Annotated in this window: 17 protein-coding genes; 11 read left to right on the forward strand and 6 right to left on the reverse strand. The window is 65.8% G+C overall.

All coding sequences use genetic code 11. From position 1 onward, the window contains the following. Positions 1–143: 143 nt before the first annotated feature. The gene (locus tag ACJYUO_RS06810) at positions 144–668 is read left to right on the forward strand and encodes a PadR family transcriptional regulator (RefSeq protein WP_494344636.1); all 525 of its coding nucleotides are present in this window, start codon (positions 144–146) and stop codon (positions 666–668) included. Positions 669–803: 135 nt separating this feature from the next. On the opposite strand, the gene ACJYUO_RS06815 is transcribed toward ACJYUO_RS06810, so the two are convergent. Genes ACJYUO_RS06815 through pyrH form a run of 3 tightly spaced genes read right to left on the reverse strand, consistent with a single transcriptional unit; the run spans position 804 to position 5146 of the window. Beyond that, positions 804–2645 carry a site-2 protease family protein gene (locus ACJYUO_RS06815; RefSeq protein ID WP_494344637.1) on the reverse strand — a complete coding sequence of 614 codons (1842 nt, stop codon included), beginning with the start codon at positions 2643–2645 and terminating at the stop codon, positions 804–806. Positions 2646–2705: 60 nt separating this feature from the next. Further along, on the reverse strand, positions 2706–4424 hold the full coding sequence (lysS, locus tag ACJYUO_RS06820) for a lysine--tRNA ligase (RefSeq protein ID WP_494344638.1): 1719 nt from the start codon (positions 4422–4424) through the stop codon (positions 2706–2708). Next, a complete protein-coding gene (gene pyrH, locus ACJYUO_RS06825) occupies positions 4421–5146 on the reverse strand; it encodes a UMP kinase (RefSeq protein ID WP_494344639.1) in 726 nt (241 codons plus the stop codon). The genes lysS and pyrH overlap by 4 nt, the downstream gene beginning before the upstream one ends. 284 nt (positions 5147–5430) lie before the next feature. Here pyrH and ACJYUO_RS06830 point away from each other — a divergent pair, with 284 nt between their 5' ends. The 3 genes from ACJYUO_RS06830 to ACJYUO_RS06840 all read left to right on the forward strand — a co-directional run bounded on the left by ACJYUO_RS06830 (position 5431) and on the right by ACJYUO_RS06840 (position 8221). Next, entirely contained in the window at positions 5431–6267 is an 837-nt protein-coding gene (locus ACJYUO_RS06830; protein ID WP_494344640.1) for a molybdopterin synthase, read from the forward strand. A gap of 250 nt (positions 6268–6517) precedes the next feature. Then, the gene (locus ACJYUO_RS06835; protein ID WP_494344641.1) at positions 6518–6763 is read left to right on the forward strand and encodes a DUF7123 family protein; all 246 of its coding nucleotides are present in this window, start codon (positions 6518–6520) and stop codon (positions 6761–6763) included. A gap of 294 nt (positions 6764–7057) precedes the next feature. Further along, positions 7058–8221: a site-2 protease family protein gene (locus ACJYUO_RS06840; RefSeq protein ID WP_494344642.1), complete on the forward strand. Its 1164-nt coding sequence runs from the start codon at positions 7058–7060 to the stop codon at positions 8219–8221. Between the two features lie 77 nt (positions 8222–8298). Here ACJYUO_RS06840 and thiL read toward each other — a convergent pair whose 3' ends face one another. Continuing rightward, on the reverse strand, positions 8299–9174 hold the full coding sequence (gene thiL, locus ACJYUO_RS06845) for a thiamine-phosphate kinase (RefSeq protein WP_494344643.1): 876 nt from the start codon (positions 9172–9174) through the stop codon (positions 8299–8301). 98 nt (positions 9175–9272) lie between these two features. Here thiL and ACJYUO_RS06850 point away from each other — a divergent pair, with 98 nt between their 5' ends. The 3 genes from ACJYUO_RS06850 (at position 9273) to ACJYUO_RS06860 (ending at position 10762) form a co-directional block, all read left to right on the forward strand. After that, positions 9273–9728 carry a 30S ribosomal protein S19e gene (locus ACJYUO_RS06850; protein ID WP_494344644.1) on the forward strand — a complete coding sequence of 152 codons (456 nt, stop codon included), beginning with the start codon at positions 9273–9275 and terminating at the stop codon, positions 9726–9728. 96 nt (positions 9729–9824) lie between these two features. Next, the gene (locus ACJYUO_RS06855) at positions 9825–10172 is read left to right on the forward strand and encodes a DNA-binding protein (protein WP_138243784.1); all 348 of its coding nucleotides are present in this window, start codon (positions 9825–9827) and stop codon (positions 10170–10172) included. Beyond that, positions 10172–10762, forward strand: coding sequence for a DUF7411 family protein (locus ACJYUO_RS06860; protein WP_494344645.1), 591 nt, complete (start codon positions 10172–10174; stop codon positions 10760–10762). The genes ACJYUO_RS06855 and ACJYUO_RS06860 overlap by 1 nt, the downstream gene beginning before the upstream one ends. Positions 10763–10832: 70 nt before the next feature. Here ACJYUO_RS06860 and ACJYUO_RS06865 read toward each other — a convergent pair whose 3' ends face one another. Beyond that, positions 10833–11930, reverse strand: coding sequence for a sensor histidine kinase (locus tag ACJYUO_RS06865; RefSeq protein WP_494344646.1), 1098 nt, complete (start codon positions 11928–11930; stop codon positions 10833–10835). A gap of 164 nt (positions 11931–12094) precedes the next feature. On the opposite strand from ACJYUO_RS06865, the gene hisS reads away from it, so the two are divergent. Continuing rightward, positions 12095–13393, forward strand: coding sequence for a histidine--tRNA ligase (hisS, locus tag ACJYUO_RS06870; protein WP_494344647.1), 1299 nt, complete (start codon positions 12095–12097; stop codon positions 13391–13393). A 158-nt stretch (positions 13394–13551) separates the two neighbouring features. Continuing rightward, positions 13552–14085, forward strand: coding sequence for a DoxX family protein (locus tag ACJYUO_RS06875; protein WP_494344648.1), 534 nt, complete (start codon positions 13552–13554; stop codon positions 14083–14085). Positions 14086–14104: 19 nt separating this feature from the next. On the opposite strand, the gene ACJYUO_RS06880 is transcribed toward ACJYUO_RS06875, so the two are convergent. Beyond that, positions 14105–14323 (reverse strand): hypothetical protein, encoded by a 219-nt coding sequence (locus ACJYUO_RS06880; protein WP_494344649.1) that lies wholly within the window; start codon positions 14321–14323, stop codon positions 14105–14107. A gap of 128 nt (positions 14324–14451) precedes the next feature. On the opposite strand from ACJYUO_RS06880, the gene ACJYUO_RS06885 reads away from it, so the two are divergent. Both ACJYUO_RS06885 and ACJYUO_RS06890 read left to right on the forward strand, forming a co-directional pair. Then, a complete protein-coding gene (locus ACJYUO_RS06885; RefSeq protein ID WP_494344650.1) occupies positions 14452–15936 on the forward strand; it encodes a sulfatase family protein in 1485 nt (494 codons plus the stop codon). A 181-nt stretch (positions 15937–16117) separates the two neighbouring features. Next, positions 16118–16555, forward strand: coding sequence for a hypothetical protein (locus ACJYUO_RS06890; protein ID WP_494344651.1), 438 nt, complete (start codon positions 16118–16120; stop codon positions 16553–16555). The last annotated feature ends 8 nt before the right edge of the window (positions 16556–16563 follow it).

The raw sequence follows: 16563 nt of genomic DNA on the forward strand, positions 1-16563 counted from the left end.
GGCCGGGTTTCGGCTCTCTGTACCCCGCTCGCCGCGTCGCTCTCCAGCAAGAGCGCGCCGAATTCACCGCTCTCGGCGACCAGTGCGACGGTTTCGGACGCGACCGAAACGCTTTACGTCCACCCGTTTAACTCTCGAGATATATGCGGAAAAGCGGGCCGCCGAAGGGACTCATCGCCTATCTCGTCCTCGAACTCCTCGAGGAGAAGCCACGCTACGGCTACGAGATTCTCAAGGAAATTCGCGACATCAGCGGCGGTCACTGGGAACCCTCCTACGGCTCGGTCTATCCGATCCTCTACAAGTTCGAGGAGAAGGGGTGGGCCGAGCGCATCGAGCGCGCGGACGAACCCGACCGGAAATACTTCGAACTCACCGACGAGGGTCGGGCGGAACTCGCGGAGCGCCGCGAGAGCGGATCGGAGAAGGCCCGGGACTTCGCCGACGTGATCCTCGGCTTTTTCCACGTCTACGCGGCGTTCTCGACGGGCGATCGGTTCGAAATCCCGGAGACGGACGGCGAGTGGCACTTCGACGAGGAGTTCAGCCGCTGGGTCGTCGAACAGGTCGTCCGCCACTACGAACACTACTTCGATACCGAGTTCGACCGCATTGACGAGACGACTGCGGAGTTCTACGAGCGCCACGGCGTCGGCACGGATGACTGACGGCTTCTGACGCGATCACTTTGCAAGTGCGTGCGGACGGCTGGATTGTTTCTGCTACGCTCGGTCAGAGAAAGCACACTAGGTTCGGCATAAAAACACCGGTCTCACCGGGTTCGCACTCGGGTTCGGAATCAATCAGTTCCCGAGCAGTTGCGGCCCGAACAGCAAGAGCAGGAAGCTCACGAGCATCGTCACGCCGATCGCGGTCGTCACCAGCCGGACCATCCCGCGGGTCGCGTCGATCGGTAACCGGGAGACGATCGCCTCGGTGCTCGTCCGGAGGATGTGGCCGCCGTCGAGGGGGAACGCCGGAATGCAGTTAAAGAAGCCGAGCTGGACGTTGATCCAGCCGGTCCAGAACAGCAGGTTCGCGAGGACGAAGACGGTCCCGTCGCCGAACGCGCCGAGCATTCCCTGCGCTTCGTAGAAGTTTTGGATACCCCCCGTGAAGCCGGCGAAATTGAACGGCATCGCACCGCTGACGCCGATGACCGGCAGCATGAGCGCGATCGCGATCTTTCCGAGGAAGGAGTCGGTGATCGGTCCGAACCGCGTCTCGCCGTCACCGCCCAGCAGTCCCAGATACTCGTCTGCGGGATAGAGTTGGACGCCGAGATCGCTCACCTCGATCCCGGACATCCCTCGCTGTCCTTGAATCCCGAGGAACCCGGTGTCCGCTCGAGGATGCTCGTCGAGCGTGACGGTGTACTCCTCGCGTTCGTCGCCGAAGTAGCCCGCTACCTCGACCTGCTGGTCGGGTTCGCTGTCCTCGAGCAGGGCGGCGAGATCCTCGTATTCGTGGACGCGCTCGCCGTCGAAGCGGGTGATGACGAACGTTTCGTCGGTTGGGCCGGTCTCGCGCTCGAGCGGGCCGTCGGCGGCGACCGAGACCGCCGCGCCGATCGTCACCTCGCGCTCGGTCCGCTCCTCGCCGTTTGCGGGATCGATCGTCAACGTGACTCGCTCACTGTCACCGACGGCGTCTTCGAAGCCGCGTTCGGTCGCGACCTGCTGGCCGTCGACCGCGCGGATCTTATCGCCGGCGGCGAGTTCCGTCGGTCCGTTCTCCATCGCCGCGGTCACGAGCAGCGACCGATCGACTGAAACCGTCTCCTCGCCGTTGAGTTCGATGGAGACCTGCTCACCCCCGGTTGCCTCGAGCCGGTCCGCGAGATCGTCGTTCCCCTCGACTGCGGTGCCGTTGATCGCTGTGATGCGATCGTTGGGTTCGATTCCCGCGTCTGCGGCCGGGGAATCCTCTGCGACGCCGCCGACCGCGGCACCGGGTGCGACGCCGATCGCGCCGATGATCGGCCCGAACAGCAGGGCGAAGGCAAGCAACGTGATCGCGAAGTTGTTCGTGACGCCGGCGGCGAACATCCGCGTCTGGCCGCCCCGTGAGGCCGATTTGCTGCTCTCTTGATCGGGTTCGACGAACGCGCCGACGGGGAGGATAGCGAGCATCGCAACCCCCATCGAATCGATATCGATGTCCTCGACGCGACAGAGCAATCCGTGGCCGCCCTCGTGGACGACGAGGCCGACGAGCAGCCCGAAAACGATGCCGGGCGTGGCCGACAGCGGTAGAAAATCGTTGACGCCGGGGATGACGAGAACGTTGTGGGGCTGTCTAGCGGCGGAACCCGCCGGTTGGGGCGAGGAAAGCGCGACCATCGCTACGCGGATCAACACGGCGAACATGCTGATCATCACGACGAGCGCGATGCCGACGCCGAAGTTCGACCACGCTCGCCAGAAGCGTTTCGGCCGTGCGAGCCGGTCGAGCAGCACCCGCCCGCGTTTCGTGTGGAACGTGAGAATCGGCCCCTGCGTCCCGATGTAGTCGGGGAGATATCCGCCGTTTCGGAGCCCGACGACCGCGAGCCAGTAGAGGAGGAGGCCGAGCAGAACCCACGTGAGGAGTTCCGAGCCGTAGATTGCGGGCGGCGAGACGACAGCGAAGGAACCGTGATCCATCGTTACCCTCTCCGGGCGGCGTTCTCAAATGACTTTTGTCTATCGGGCCAGTCGGCGTCGTCAGCGCTCCCGCCGAAGTCGCCCGACGACGAACTCCCGATCGACCTTCGCGAGGAACGGCCCGAGTTTCGGCCCCTGCTCTTCGTCGAAAAACAGCCGGTAGCCCGCCGCGAAGAAGTCGCCGACGTCGACGTCGTGACGCCGCGCCGTCTCGTAGATCTCGCCCTGAATGTCCTCTGGATCGTGGCCCTCATCGATGAAATCGGCGAGTTCGGCCAGTGCGGCCTCGGTGTCCGCGTCGAAGTCGTGTGCCGGAATTTCGGTGCGCTTGAGTTCGTAGTCGAACTCGTTGCCGGTTCGACGCGCCCAGTTGCGCGCTTGCTCGACGCGCTCGAGGGCACCCTCGACGGCCCACTCCGGGGCGTCCTCGGGGATGTGACCCTCCCGACGAGCGATCTCTTCGCGCAGGTCGGGGTCGTCGGTCATCCCGAGCACGGCGGCGAAGGTGTAGGGGAGCCGAATCCGCTTTTCGCGCGGCTCCTCGACCACGAACGGGTAGACCCGCTCGGCGAAGGCTTGCTCGTCCTCGCTCGCGTCGACCTCACCGAAGTAGGTCGCCTCGAGCCGGTCGAACTCGTCGACCAACTGATCGAGCCGCTCGATGCTGAAATCCCGCGCCTTCGCGGGGTCTTTCGCGAAGAAGTACCGCAGGACCTCGGGCTCTAAGAGTTCGAGAACGTCCGAGACCAGAATCACGTTCCCTTTCGAGGAGGAGAACGGTTCGCCATCGAGGGTGAACCACTCGTAGACCATCGGCACCGGCGGCTCGATCTCGAGGACGTTGCGGGCGACGTCTTGGCCGCTGGGCCAGGACCCCTCGGCGTGGTCCTTGCCGAAGGGTTCGAAGTCGACGCCGAGGAGCTGCCACTGGGCGGGCCACTCGAAACGCCACGGGAGCTTGCCTTCCCGCAGCGTCGCGGTGCCTTCGTGGCCACAGCCGTCGATCGTCTGGTCGCCGGCGTCCATGTCGGTACACTCGTAGTCGACGGTCGGCGGCTCGTTCCCGAGGTCGACGCTCGTCACCGTCTCCGTGATCTTGCCACACTCCTCGCAGATCGGGTTGAACGGGACGTACTCGCCGTGCTCGTCGACTTTGTCCTGATACTTCGAGAGGACCTCGCGCGCCCGGTCCCGGTGCTCGAGGACGAATCGGGTTACGTCCTCGAACTCGCCGGATTCGTAGAGATCGGTGTTCGAGACCAGCTCGATCGGCACGTCCAGCGCGTCGGCGCTGTCCTGGATGATGGCCGCGAAGTGGTCGCCGTAGGAGTCACAGCAGCCGAAGGGGTCCGGAATGTCCGTGTAGGGTGCGCCGAGGTTGCGGCCGAGCGCGCCGGCGTCGACCTCGCCGAGATCGACGAGGTTCCCCTCGAGGTCACAGAGCGTGCGGGGCAGTCCGCGGAGCGGATCGCGGTCGTCGGCGGTGAAGACCTGCCGGACCTCGTGACCTCGGTCGCGTAGCACTTCGGCGACGAAGTAGCCGCGCATGATCTCGTTGACGTTGCCCAGATGGGGAACGCCCGACGGCGAGATGCCGCCCTTGATAACGATCGGCTCCTCGGGGTTGCGGTCCTCAATGCGGTCCGCGACCGTATCCGCCCAGAACGTGTGGCGTGTCTCGCTGGCTTCCTCGCTCTGGAGCGTGTAGGGACTGATCGCGTCCGACTCCGGCGGGTCTGTCGCGTCACCATTCCCGTCCGCGTCGCCGTCGGCGCTCATCGTTCGTCGCTCGCCCAGTAGGTCGGTTCCGCGCCGGCACCCTCGGGGACGATATCGGTCCCCTCGTGGTCGCCGTGGCGAACCGCGCGGGCGATCCGGTCGGGGTCGGTGCCGTCGAGCACGATCGTTCGCATTCCGGATCGCTCGATGATCTTCGCCGCCAGCAGGTCCACGGGCGCGGACGCGCCAGCGTTCATCTCGAGGCCGGCGATGGCGTCGACCAGGTCCGCGGCCGAGAGGTGGTCGTACTTGGTCGCATCGTCGTCCTCGTTGGGATCGGCACTGTAGACCCCGGGGACGCTCGTAGCGTAGACGAGCAGGTCGGCGTCGATGTACTCCGCCAGCGCGGCCCCGACGGCGTCGGTGGTCTGGGCCGGCGCGACGCCGCCCATGAGACAGATGTCGTCCCGCCGGAGTGCTTCGCTGGCCTCCTCGTAGTCGAGTGCGGGCGCGGTCACGGACTCCTCGCTCAACGCGGCGATGAGCAACCGAGCGTTGAGTCGCGTCACGTCGATCCCCAACTGGTCGAGTTCGATTTCGTTCGCTCCGAGGTCTCGAGCGGCCTCGATGTACTCGCGAGCGACGCCGCCACCCCCGACGACGGCACCGATCCGACACCCCTCCGAAATGAGGTCTTCGATGACGGCTGCGTGCTCGGCCACCCGGTCCGCCCCGGGCTCGGGGACGAGGACGCTGCCGCCGATAGAGACGACCACTTTCATACTACCCCGGTGTAGCGGAGTTGCTATCTTAAGGGTTGTCAACTGCCCGGACGGCGTGGTGACACACCCCTCGAGTGTCTCGCGGGACGTTGCCGCCGCCCGACTCCACCTCAAGTGACAGGGCGTGTCCGTCGCCGACCGAGGTCGGAACTTGTCGTCCGTCCGCGTGACTGGTGGTGTATACGGGTCGGACTGGAACGGGGTGGGATAGGGAGCGCGAGACGCCCCCAGCGCGGGGCGTTCCCGGCGACAGCTACAAAGTCCGACCTGCCCATAGCACGACTATGCACGTACTCGGTGTTCGCGAGGAGGGGGGAAACGGCGACGCGCTCGAGTCGGTCGTCGATCGGGTCGTCGACCGGCTCGCAGAACGGGGGCGGGTCGGCGTCATCAGATACGACGCGACGATCGCGGACGGAACGCACGCGCGCGAATCAACCACACTTGGGGGCGACGTCACCTACGACCTCGGCGTCGACGGCGACTGGACCGCCTCGGGGACAGGGCTGTCCGTCGCCGACGCGCTCGACGGGCTGGCGACCGACTGCGAGTACGCCGTCGTCATCGGCGCGCCGACGCTCCGATACCCCTCGATCGTCGTCGGGTCGGCCGGCGTTGATCGCGAGCCCGACGAGCAAGTCCTCGCGACCGTTCGCGGTCCCGCCGACCTCGATTTCGAGACTCTCGTAGCGAGCCTCGAGTCGGCCGAGCCCCACGAAACCCTCGAGTCGCTGGTGGCCCGTCTCAAGCGCTCGCCCCGGGCCGACCGCGCGGGCGCGATCGCGACGTTTACCGGACGCGTCCGAGCCAAAGACAGCACGGACGACGCGCGCACGCAGTATCTCGAGTTCGAGAAGTACGAGGGCGTCGCCGACGAGCGAATGGCGGCCCTCGAAGCCGACCTCGAAGCTCGAGATGACGTGTTCGACGTCGAACTCTATCACCGAACGGGGATCGTCGAGGACGGCGAGGACATCGTCTTCGTCGTCGTGCTCGCGGGCCACCGAGAACAGGCGTTCCGAACCGTCGAGGACGGCATCAACCGGCTGAAAGACGAGGTGCCGCTGTTCAAGAAGGAAGTGACAGTCAAGGACGAATTCTGGGTCCACGAACAATCCTGATCGTTACATTCGTTCGTCGAGCCAGCTGAAATAGTGGAACGGTCGGCGAAGACGATAGTGAACTGCTCATTGTTGTTGCAACCGCGATAATGAGTTAGAAGTGGCTTTAAAACGTCTCGGGTCCTCTCGAGCAACGGTTAATAGTCTTCTAATCTGGAATAAAACGTCTATTACCCCCCAGATCGTTGAACACAATCGAAATGCCACTAACGATCCTTCCTTTATAACAGATATCCCCCACAAGGGGATGATGTCGATGAGCACGACAGCCCACCCCTCCACGGAAAGCAAGGAACGCCGCCTCAAAAGCTACCTGCGCGAACGAGCTGAAGACGGCGAGCTGTACTTCAAAGGCAAGTTCATCGCGGACGATGTTGGCATGTCCCCCAAAGAGATCGGCGCGCTAATGGCGAAGCTCTCGGGTTCGGTCAGCGACCTCGAGATCGAGAAGTGGTCGTACACGAGCGCGACCACGTGGCGTGTCGCCCCTGCCTGATCTCGGACCCGAAGCCGCGATCGCAGTCGAGCACCCGACGAGTATCCCCGCATTCCTCCCGGTCGTGCCGGCGCGTCGTCGACGCCATCCGGCACGATCCACCCCTCATGACGCCGATGAGACGCCGTCGTCGCTTTCTTCGTCGCGGGTTACGCGTTTCCAGCAGCGCCGCCTGCCGTTGCTTGCCGTCGATTCCGCCGCCGCTCGAGTCGCGGCCCTTCGACCTCGGTCTCGGAAACGGCCGCCCCTGCCGACGGCAGTCGATTTATACCGGGTGACGATGAACCTCCGGTGATGGAGGACATCGATCGGTCCGGATTCGGCACGGCGGGGCGCGGCGGACCCTCGCTCGAGGACGGGCCGCCGATCGATCGTATCGAGTCGGTGTTTGCGGTCTACGAGGTACAGCGACAGGACGGCCGGCTGATCTACTATGGTGACCCGTTGATCCGGCCGGATCGAGTGATGGGCGAGCTCTGGTCGGAGTTCCGCGAACGCGGCTACGACGCCACCATCGAGACCCGCCACGGGGAGTACGTCCTCGTCGCGGAGCCGACCAGCGTCGGGGTCGACGGCGTTCCGTGGACGAACGTCTTCTTGCTACTCGCGACGATTGGGTCGACGCTGTTCGTCGGGGCGTGGTGGTGGTACCCCTCCCTCGACCCCTTCGCGAGTCCGATCGATATCGTCCACGCGTGGCCCTTCTCGCTTGCTATCCTCGGCGTGCTCGGCGTCCACGAGATGGGCCACTACGTCATGAGCCGGTACCATCAGGTCGACGCCTCTCTGCCGTACTTCATCCCGGTGCCGACGCTCATCGGGACGATGGGGGCGGTCATCAGGATGAAGGGCCGAATGCCCGATCGCAAGGCACTGTTCGATATCGGCGTCGCCGGTCCCCTCGCGGGACTGGTCGCGACGGTCGTCGCGACCGTGATCGGGCTTCACCTACCGCCCGTGACCGTCGACCCCGCCCTGCTCCAGAACCCCGACGCGGTTCGGATTGAACTCGGCTATCCCCCGCTGCTCGAGTTGCTCGCGGCCGGGTTCGATCAGCCGCTGTACAGGGACGATCCGGCGACAGGCGTGAATCCGGTCGTCATCGGCGCGTGGGTCGGGATGTTCGTCACGTTCCTCAACCTGATCCCGGTGGGTCAACTCGACGGCGGCCACATCCTCCGGGCGATGGCTGGCGAGTTCCAGGAGACGATCGCGGCGATCGTTCCGGGCGCGCTGTTCGCCCTCGCCGGCTACCTCTACTTCGTCCAAAACCACACGGTGAACACGGTTTTCGTCTGGATCCTCTGGGGACTGTTGACCACGGTGTTCGCGTCGATCGGCCCGGCGACGCCGATGCGAGACGAGCGACTGGGTCCCGGTCGGATCCTCCTCGGAATCGTGACCTTCGGACTCGGCCTACTCTGTTTCATGCCGATCCCGGTCATGATCATCGAGTAACGACGCGCAGGCGCGACTCGTCGTTTTTGGTTTCCGATCCGCTCGAGCGAGTGTCGGGTCGAGAACGCAGTCTCGCCTTAGCCGTGTGTATAGCCCCGATCCGCGAGCGACTCGCCGTCCATCGTGACGCCGTCGCCGGCCTCGCGGACGGACCCGATCGTCGCCAGCGGGACGTCGGTCGCGTCTCGAACCGCAGACAGCGCCTCCTCGGGCAGGGTCGCGACGAGTTCGAAGTCCTCGCCGAAGGTCGTCGCGAACTCGAGTGCCTCGCCGTCGTCGGCGACTTCGCGGACGGCGTCGGCGATCGGCACTCGGTCGGACTCGATCGCGAACCCGCAGTCGCTGGCTTCGGCGAGCTGGTGGAGCGAGCGGGCGAGCCCGTCGCTCGAGTCCATCATCGCGGTCGCGTGTGTGGCGAATTCCTGCCCGGCGGCGATCCGGGGGTCGAATCGAAAGAGGTCGTTCGCCCGGTCCGTGTCTCCGCGATCGAACAGTCGAAGCGCGGCCGCGCTCCGGCCGAGCGTGCCGGTGACACAGACGACGTCGCCGGGGCGAGCGCCGCTTCGCGGGACGGGATCGTCGGTTCGGCCGATCGCGGTCGTCGAGACGGTGAACTCGTCGTGACCGTCGAGATCGCCGCCGACGTACTCGGTGTCGACCCGCTCGCAGACGTCGCTCGCGCCGCGAACGAACGCGAGCAGTTCGTCGCGGTCGAACGTCGGCGCGGCGTAGGCGGCGACCGCGGCCGTGGCCGGTGCGCCCATCGCCGCCACGTCCGACAGGGACGCGCCGACGGCTCGCCACCCGGCCGTGTAGCGGGTCGTTCCATCGGGAAAGTCAGTCCGATCGTGGAGCATGTCCGTCGTCACGACCAGCCCGTCGACGACCGCCGCATCGTCGCCGGCCGCCGCGAGTTCGTCCGACAAGAGCCGCAAGGCGGCGCGTTCGTCCATACGTCCCGTTTCGACTCGAGGGCGAAAAACGGTCCGGGCCGGCCCGGGGCTGCCGCGATACGATGGTCTTAAATGCCGCGGACGGAAATCACACGCCAATGGCTACGATGTACGACGTTCCGGCGGACGACCTCATCGAGGCGCTCGCCGACGATCTCGCGGATCGACTCGAGGAACCGGACTGGGGCAAATTCGCCAAGAGCGGCGTCGCAAACGAGCTCCCGCCCGAACAGGACGACTTCTGGGCCACCCGCGCTGCGAGTCTCCTGCGGAAGGTCGCCGACCGCGGCCCTGTCGGCGTCGAGCGACTCTCGACGGAGTACGGCGGCGCGAAGGGCGGTTCCAACCGCTACCAGGTCGCGCCCGACAAGCGCGCCGACGGCTCGAAGAACCTGATCCGAACGATCCTCCAGCAACTCGAGGAGGAAGACCTCGTCGAGACCGCCGAGGGTCAGGGTCGCCGAATCACCCCCGAGGGTCGCAGCCTGCTCGACGACACCGCCGGCAGCGTCCTCGAAGACCTCGACCGACCGGAACTCGAGCGCTACGCGTAAGTTGGAAACCCGTTTTCGCGTCGGTTTCACCCATCAGAGCAACGCTTCCATCGTCCGTAATCATTTTCCGGCGTGCCGGATAAGTACGAGACAACAATGAGTGGCTCACCGGACGAGGAAAAACTCGAGGAGCTCCGACAGAAGAAAATGGAGCAGCTACAGGACCGCGCCGAATCGCAAGGCGAGGGCGGACAGGAGGCCGCACAGCAGCAGGCCGAGGCCCAGAAGAAGGCCGTGTTGCGCCAGCACCTGACCGACGACGCCCGCAAGCGGCTCAACACCGTCAAGATGAGCAAACCCCAGTTCGGCGAGCAGGTCGAGCGACAGGTCGTCAGTCTCGCCCGCAGCGGCCGCATTCAGGGGAAAATCGACGACGACAAGATGAAACAGCTCCTCAAGGAGCTCAAACCCGACTCGCAGAGCTTCGACATCCAGCGACGGTAATGGAGCTCGGACTGCTCTACAGCGGCGGCAAAGACTCCACGCTCGCCGCGCTCTTGCTCGAGGAGTTTTACGATGTGACGCTGCTGACGGCTCACTTCGGCATCAGCGACGACTGGAAACACGCACGGGAAACGGCTGACGCCGCCGGGTTCGACTTCGAACGCCTCGAGTGCGACCCAGAGGTCGCCGAGGACGCCGTCGACCGGATCCGCGAGGACGGCTTCCCGCGAAACGGCATTCAACTGGTCCACCAGCACGCCTTAGAGCGCCTCGCTGCCCGGGAGTTCGACGCCATCGCGGACGGCACGCGGCGCGACGACCGCGTCCCGACGGTGTCGCGGGCGCAGGCCCAGAGCCTCGAGGACCGCCACGGCGTCGACTACATCGCGCCGCTGTCGGGCTTTGGCCGGTCAGCGGTCGACCGGCTCGTCGAGTCGCGACTGGACGTGATCGTCGGGCCGAGCGAGGAGATCGACAGGGCCGATTACGAGGCCGAACTGCGGACGCTGCTCGCCGAAGAAGACGGTCCCGGAGCAATCGGGGAGTGTTTCCCCGATCACGATCAGACGTACGTGACACAGGTCCGCTGACGCGAACGCAGCGATGGCGCTCGGCCAGCGGCCGGTCGCCGGGTCGATCGATCGGTCGACTCCCGTTCGCTCAGCCGCCGCGGGTGAACTCGAACCGGGCCCCGCCAGACTCGCTTTCGGTGATCGCGACCTGCCAGCCGTGGGCGTCCGCGATGGCGCGGACGATCGCGAGGCCGAGTCCCGACCCCTCAGCGGCCGTCGAGTACCCCTGCTCGAGGACCTCGTCGCGCTCGTCTTCGGGGATGCCGGGGCCGTCGTCGGCGACGAAAAAGCCGCCGTCGCAGGGGCCGACGCGGATGTGGACGTCCTCGCGGCCGTGTTCGATGGCGTCCTGACGAGTTTGCGAGTCAGGGCTCGTCGAACCGTGTTCGACGGCGTTCCGGAAGAGGTTCTCGAAGAGCTGTTTCGCCCGAAGTGGGTCGACCTGCAGCGTCCGATCACCGACCGTTTCGTAGGTGGCCGTCTCGGTCTCGACGACCGTCCACGCGTCGCTCGCGAGTTCGACCAGCGGGACCTCGTGGGGGTCCTCGACCTGCGTTCCGCTCCGGGCGACCGAGAGGGTCTCCTCGATCAGTTCGTCCATCCGGGTAAGCGCCGCATCGACCTCCTGTAGGTGCTCCGGATCGCCGCTCGTAACCGCCGCGCGGAGCCGACCCTGAGCGACGCTGAGCGGGTTTCGAAGGTCGTGGCTGACGACGCTTGCAAACTCCTCTAAGCGCGCGCTCTGGCGCTCGGCCTCGCGGACGGCGGCCCGCTGTTGGATCTCGTAGATGCCGGCGACGGTCCCCGCGCCGACGCCGACCGTCCCGCCCATCAGCAGCAGGTACAGCGGCGCTCTGGCTCCTGTCCCCTCGAGATACAGCACGAAGAGGTGAAGCGCCGTCACGACGAACGCGGCGAGGAAGCCGCCGAGCCCGTAGCCGAAGACGGTGAGTCGGTCCCGCGTCGAGACGTCTCGGGACACCAGCCAGCGGTCGGCGGAGACGACCGCCGTGGCGGCCACGAGCGGAAAGACGCTCTCGAGGATAGCTCGCGTCGAGACGTGCTCGAGGGCGAGGCGAGCGCCGATGATCGCGGCGAGGAAGAGACCGAGCGCGGAGAGCGGCGAAACCGGCAGTTGTTCGCCGACCTCGGCGATCCAATCGTCATCGTCGGCCACGCGTTGCACAGTCGCCACTTGGCGCAGGTCGGTATCAATTTACGGGACGGTCTCAGAGTGGGGGGTATCGAACTAACGGGGTCGCGGCCTGTACCAAACGTCCGACGGCCGGCGTTCGCAGCGGCCGTGTCGGAACGAAAGGATAGAAGTTCGCCGTCCCCGAACGAGTTTCCATGTACGACCGGATCAAGGGCTTTCGTGACTTCTATCCCGGCGAGATGTCCGCACGGCGGGCGACCATCGATGTCTTAGAGGAGACCGCCCGCGAGTACGGGTTCCGGGAGATCGGAACGCCGGCCTTAGAGCGCGCAGAAATGTGGACCGACAAGAGCGGCGACGACATCGTCGACGAACTCTACTCGTTCGAGGACCGGAGCGGCCGCCACGTCACGATGACCCCCGAACTGACGCCGACCGTCGCCCGGATGGTCGTCGCGAAACAGCAGGAGCTGTCGAAGCCGATCAAGTGGGTCTCCACCCGGCCGTTCTGGCGCTACGAACAGGTCCAGCAGGGCCGCTATCGGGAGTTCTACCAGACCAACGTCGACATCTTCGGTTCCTCGGAACCCGAGTCCGACGCCGAGATTCTGGCGTGGGCCGCCGACGCCCTGACGAACCTCGGGCTCACCGGCGAGCACTTCGAGTTCCGCGTCTCCCACCGCGATATCCTCGGCGGCGTCCTCGAGAGCTACGATACCGAGGTCGATACCGAGGCGGCGATCCGCGCGGTCGACAAATCCGGCAAGATCTCACAGGCCGAGTACCACGACCTGCTGATCGACGCGGGACTCACCGCCGACCAGGCCGCCGAGTTCGACGACCTCATCGCCGACGGCGACCTCGAGGCAGTCGAATCCTTCGCCGATACCGAGCGCGTGACCGCGGCCGTCGAAAACCTCCGGAACGTGCTCGCCGCCGCCGAGGACTTCGGCGCCCGCGACTACTGTGCGATCTCGCTCGAGACGGCCCGCGGACTGGACTACTACACGGGCGTCGTCTTCGAGTGCTTCGACTCCACGGGCGAGGTCTCGCGGTCGATCTTCGGCGGCGGCCGCTACGACGACCTGATCGAGAGCTTCGGCGGCCAGCCGACGCCCGCGGTCGGCGTCGCGGTGGGAACCGCGACGCTGCCGCTCCTGTTACAGCGGGCGGGCGTCTGGCCCGAGGAGGAAGTGACCACGGACTACTACGTCCTGCAGGTCGGCGAGACGCGGTCGGAAGCGTCCCGGATCTCTCGAGCGCTCCGCGACCGGGGGCACGTCGTCGAGACCGACGTCGCCGGCCGCTCGTTCGGCGCGCAACTGGACTACGCCGACTCGATCAACGCCGAGACGGTCGTCATCGTCGGCGAACAGGATCTGGCGAACGACGAGGTGACGATCAAGGACATGGAGTCGGGCGACCAGACGCAGGTACCCGTCGACGAGTTCCCGGGCGACCGCGAGCGGCCGACGTTCGAGGATCTGGCCTGAGCGGATCGAGACGACGCAGGGTCCGTTACGTCGCGGTTCTCTCCCCCTATTAAAGCCCCTCCATCGCGTGGTGGTTTCGACGCCGCTCCCGAGAGACGGGAACTGAAGACGGTATTAACGTCCGAGAGTGCCAATACTCAGCCGTAAGGTGACCCCCAATGTCTACTAACGAAGCCACCGTTCAATGGTTCGGCAGGCGGGAAGCGTTCGAGTACGCCGATTCGGTCGCCGGCTACACGCTGGTGGCGGTGCGGCTGCTCGTCGGGTACTGGTTCCTCCACTCGGGCTGGGGGAAGTTCGCGTTCGTCGCCGGGGAGCCGTTCAGCGCGGCGGGCTACCTGCAAAACGCTCAGTCGCCCATCGCCGGCCTCTTCGAGGTCGTCGCCGGGACGCCGTGGCTACTCGAGCTCACGAACGTGATGATCCCCGTCGGTGAGTTCCTCATCGGGCTGGGGCTCATCGTGGGCGCGCTCGTCCGGCTGGCCGCCTTCTTCGGCGGCGTCCTGATGGTGCTGTTCTATCTGGGCAACGCCGACTGGGCGAACGGCTACGTCAACGGCGACCTGCTCGGACTCGTCATGTTCGTGCTCATCGGCGTCTTCGCCGCGGGCCGCATCCTCGGCGTCGACGCGTACCTCGAGGAGACCGATTTTGTCCGCCAACGGCCGCGGCTGCGATATCTCCTCGGCTGACCGCCCGGCGGACGGCCCGTTACCGCTCTCGCTTTTTCGACGGGCCGCGCTGTTTCGTTGTATCGCTCGAGGAATTGCCCCGCTCGTCGGCCGGGAACCGGTCGTCCGCGTCACGTCGTTCGACCGGCGAGTGACCGGTCTCGACGAAGTGGTCGATCATCGCTCGGCTGAGTTCGCTCGCGTCGGCCCCGTCGACTCGGTACCGCCACTCACACTCGCCACAGTACGCCCTCGGCACGCGTAGACCGTCGAACGGCGGTCTAATGAACGGTGGGGTTCACACCGCGATGCCTTATGTAGCCACCCCGCCTGCCGGGTCCGCGTGCAGGTCCCACCCTTAACTACGGCGGCGGTGTACCACGGTCGATGGCCGACGCTGACGCCGACACCCGACCGAACGTCCTCTTCGTGCTCACCGACCAGGAGCGATACGACTGCAGCGCACCCGAGGGACCGCCGGTCGAGACGCCGGCGATCGATCGGCTCTCGAGCGAGGGCGTTCGCTTCGAGCGGGCGTGTACCCCGATCAGTATCTGCTCGAGCGCTCGAGCCTCGTTGCTGACCGGGCAGTTTCCCCACGGCCACGGGATGCTGAACAACTGCCACGAACCGGACGCGATCCGGGCGAACCTGCCCGCGGACATGCCGACGTTCTCCGAAGAACTCGTCGCCGCGGGCTACGACCTCACCTACACGGGCAAGTGGCACGCCGGCCGGGATCAAACGCCCACCGATTTCGGCTTCTCGTATCTCGGCGGGAGCGACACACACCACGACGACATCGACGAGGCGTTCCGCGAGTACCGCGAGGAGCGAGGGACTCCCGTCGGCGACGCCGACCTCGAGGAAGAAATCTACACCGGCGATGATCCGCGAGATGGAACCGAGGGAACCTTCGTCGCCGCGAAAACGCCGGTCGACGTCGAGGATACGCGCGCTTATTTCCTCGCCGAGCGGACGGTCGATGCGATCGAAGCCCACGCCGAGGGCGACCGGGACGTCCCCTTCTTCCACCGAGCGGACTTCTACGGCCCCCACCACCCTTACGTCGTTCCGGAGCCGTACGCCTCGATGTACGATCCCGACGAAATCGAACCGCCCGCGAGCTACGCCGAGACGTACGACGGCAAACCCCGGGTTCACGAGAACTACCTCGCCTATCGCGGCGTCGCCGACTTCGACTGGGAGCTCTGGGCCGACGCGCTCGCGAAGTACTGGGGCTTTGTCACGCTGATCGACCACCAACTCGAGCGGATCCTCGAGGCCCTCGCGGAACACGGACTGGCCGACGAGACGGCCGTGATCCACGCATCCGATCACGGCGACTTCGCCGGGAGCCACCGCCAGTTCAACAAGGGACCGCTGATGTACGACGACACCTACCGGATCCCCCTGCAGGTGCGCTGGCCGGGCGTGGCCGACGCCGGAGCGCGCAGCGAGACTCCGGTCCACCTGCACGATCTGGCGGCGACCTTCCTCGAGATGGCCGACGTTCCGGTCCCCGAGAGCTTCGATTCCCGGAGCCTGGTTCCCCTGCTCGAGAACGGCGGCGACCCGCCCGCGGACCTCGACTGGCGGGAATCGACGTTCGCCCAGTATCACGGCGACGAGTTCGGTCTCTACAGCCAGCGGATGGTCCGCACGGAAGACTACAAGTACGTCTACAACGGCCCCGATATCGACGAACTGTACGACCTCGCGGCCGACCCGGCCGAACTGCAAAATCTCGTCGATCATCCCGACTACGAGGGGGTGCGACGGGATATGCGAGCCCGGTTGATCGACTGGATGAACGGGACCGAAGATCCGAACCGCATGTGGGTAGCCGGCGTGCTCGAGAACGCGTCGTAGATCGAGCCACTCGTCCGGTCTGCGGTGGCGCGCGCTGTGGTGGGTTCGCCGACGGCGAACCGCCGTCGAACACACCACCGCACACGCGGTCACGGAACGGAACCCGGAAGCGTACGTTTACGGTGTCGAAGCCGATACGTCCGCCCATGATCGCCGCCACCGACGCGACGGAGGGAGACCGATGACGAGAGACGACGACCAGTCGCCTGCTTCCCTCCGCGAAGAGGCAGACAGGGCCGACGAGATCGCCGACGCCCTCGAGGACCTCCTCGCGGAACTGCGCGAGGAAGAAATCAAAGACGCGCGACTCGAGGGGCTGTTCGACGAGGCGAGCTCGAGCAATCCGAATATCTGGAACACCGTTACGGCGTTTATCGACGTCGAAGACGGCGAGGCGATCGTCACCGACGAATCGAAACTGGCACAGGGCAGTTGGGCACCGGAGATCGTCGAGGGCTGTGATACGATGGTTACAGTCGACATCGATTACGGCATGATGCCGGACGACTTCACCTACGTCGTCGGCAAGAAACTGAGCCGACGGATCGAGGAGTTCCGCGAACGGGCGACCGAGGCGCGGGAACGGGCCGACGACCTCGAGGACGAATCGGCCGACTGATCGCCGTC

It is taken from the genome of Natrinema sp. CRL1 (assembly GCF_059162405.1).

Coding starts and splice junctions, on each gene's coding strand:
- ACJYUO_RS06885 (WP_494344650.1), top strand. CDS start 14,452: ATGGCCGACGCTGACGCCGACACCCGACCGAACGTCCTCTTCGTGCTC.
- ACJYUO_RS06850 (WP_494344644.1), top strand. CDS start 9,273: ATGGCTACGATGTACGACGTTCCGGCGGACGACCTCATCGAGGCGCTC.
- ACJYUO_RS06855 (WP_138243784.1), top strand. CDS start 9,825: ATGAGTGGCTCACCGGACGAGGAAAAACTCGAGGAGCTCCGACAGAAG.
- ACJYUO_RS06890 (WP_494344651.1), top strand. CDS start 16,118: ATGACGAGAGACGACGACCAGTCGCCTGCTTCCCTCCGCGAAGAGGCA.
- ACJYUO_RS06840 (WP_494344642.1), top strand. CDS start 7,058: ATGGAGGACATCGATCGGTCCGGATTCGGCACGGCGGGGCGCGGCGGA.
- hisS (WP_494344647.1), top strand. CDS start 12,095: ATGTACGACCGGATCAAGGGCTTTCGTGACTTCTATCCCGGCGAGATG.
- ACJYUO_RS06860 (WP_494344645.1), top strand. CDS start 10,172: ATGGAGCTCGGACTGCTCTACAGCGGCGGCAAAGACTCCACGCTCGCC.
- thiL (WP_494344643.1), bottom strand. CDS start 9,174: ATGGACGAACGCGCCGCCTTGCGGCTCTTGTCGGACGAACTCGCGGCG.
- ACJYUO_RS06875 (WP_494344648.1), top strand. CDS start 13,552: ATGTCTACTAACGAAGCCACCGTTCAATGGTTCGGCAGGCGGGAAGCG.
- ACJYUO_RS06815 (WP_494344637.1), bottom strand. CDS start 2,645: ATGGATCACGGTTCCTTCGCTGTCGTCTCGCCGCCCGCAATCTACGGC.
- lysS (WP_494344638.1), bottom strand. CDS start 4,424: ATGAGCGCCGACGGCGACGCGGACGGGAATGGTGACGCGACAGACCCG.
- ACJYUO_RS06810 (WP_494344636.1), top strand. CDS start 144: ATGCGGAAAAGCGGGCCGCCGAAGGGACTCATCGCCTATCTCGTCCTC.
- ACJYUO_RS06830 (WP_494344640.1), top strand. CDS start 5,431: ATGCACGTACTCGGTGTTCGCGAGGAGGGGGGAAACGGCGACGCGCTC.
- pyrH (WP_494344639.1), bottom strand. CDS start 5,146: ATGAAAGTGGTCGTCTCTATCGGCGGCAGCGTCCTCGTCCCCGAGCCC.
- ACJYUO_RS06835 (WP_494344641.1), top strand. CDS start 6,518: ATGTCGATGAGCACGACAGCCCACCCCTCCACGGAAAGCAAGGAACGC.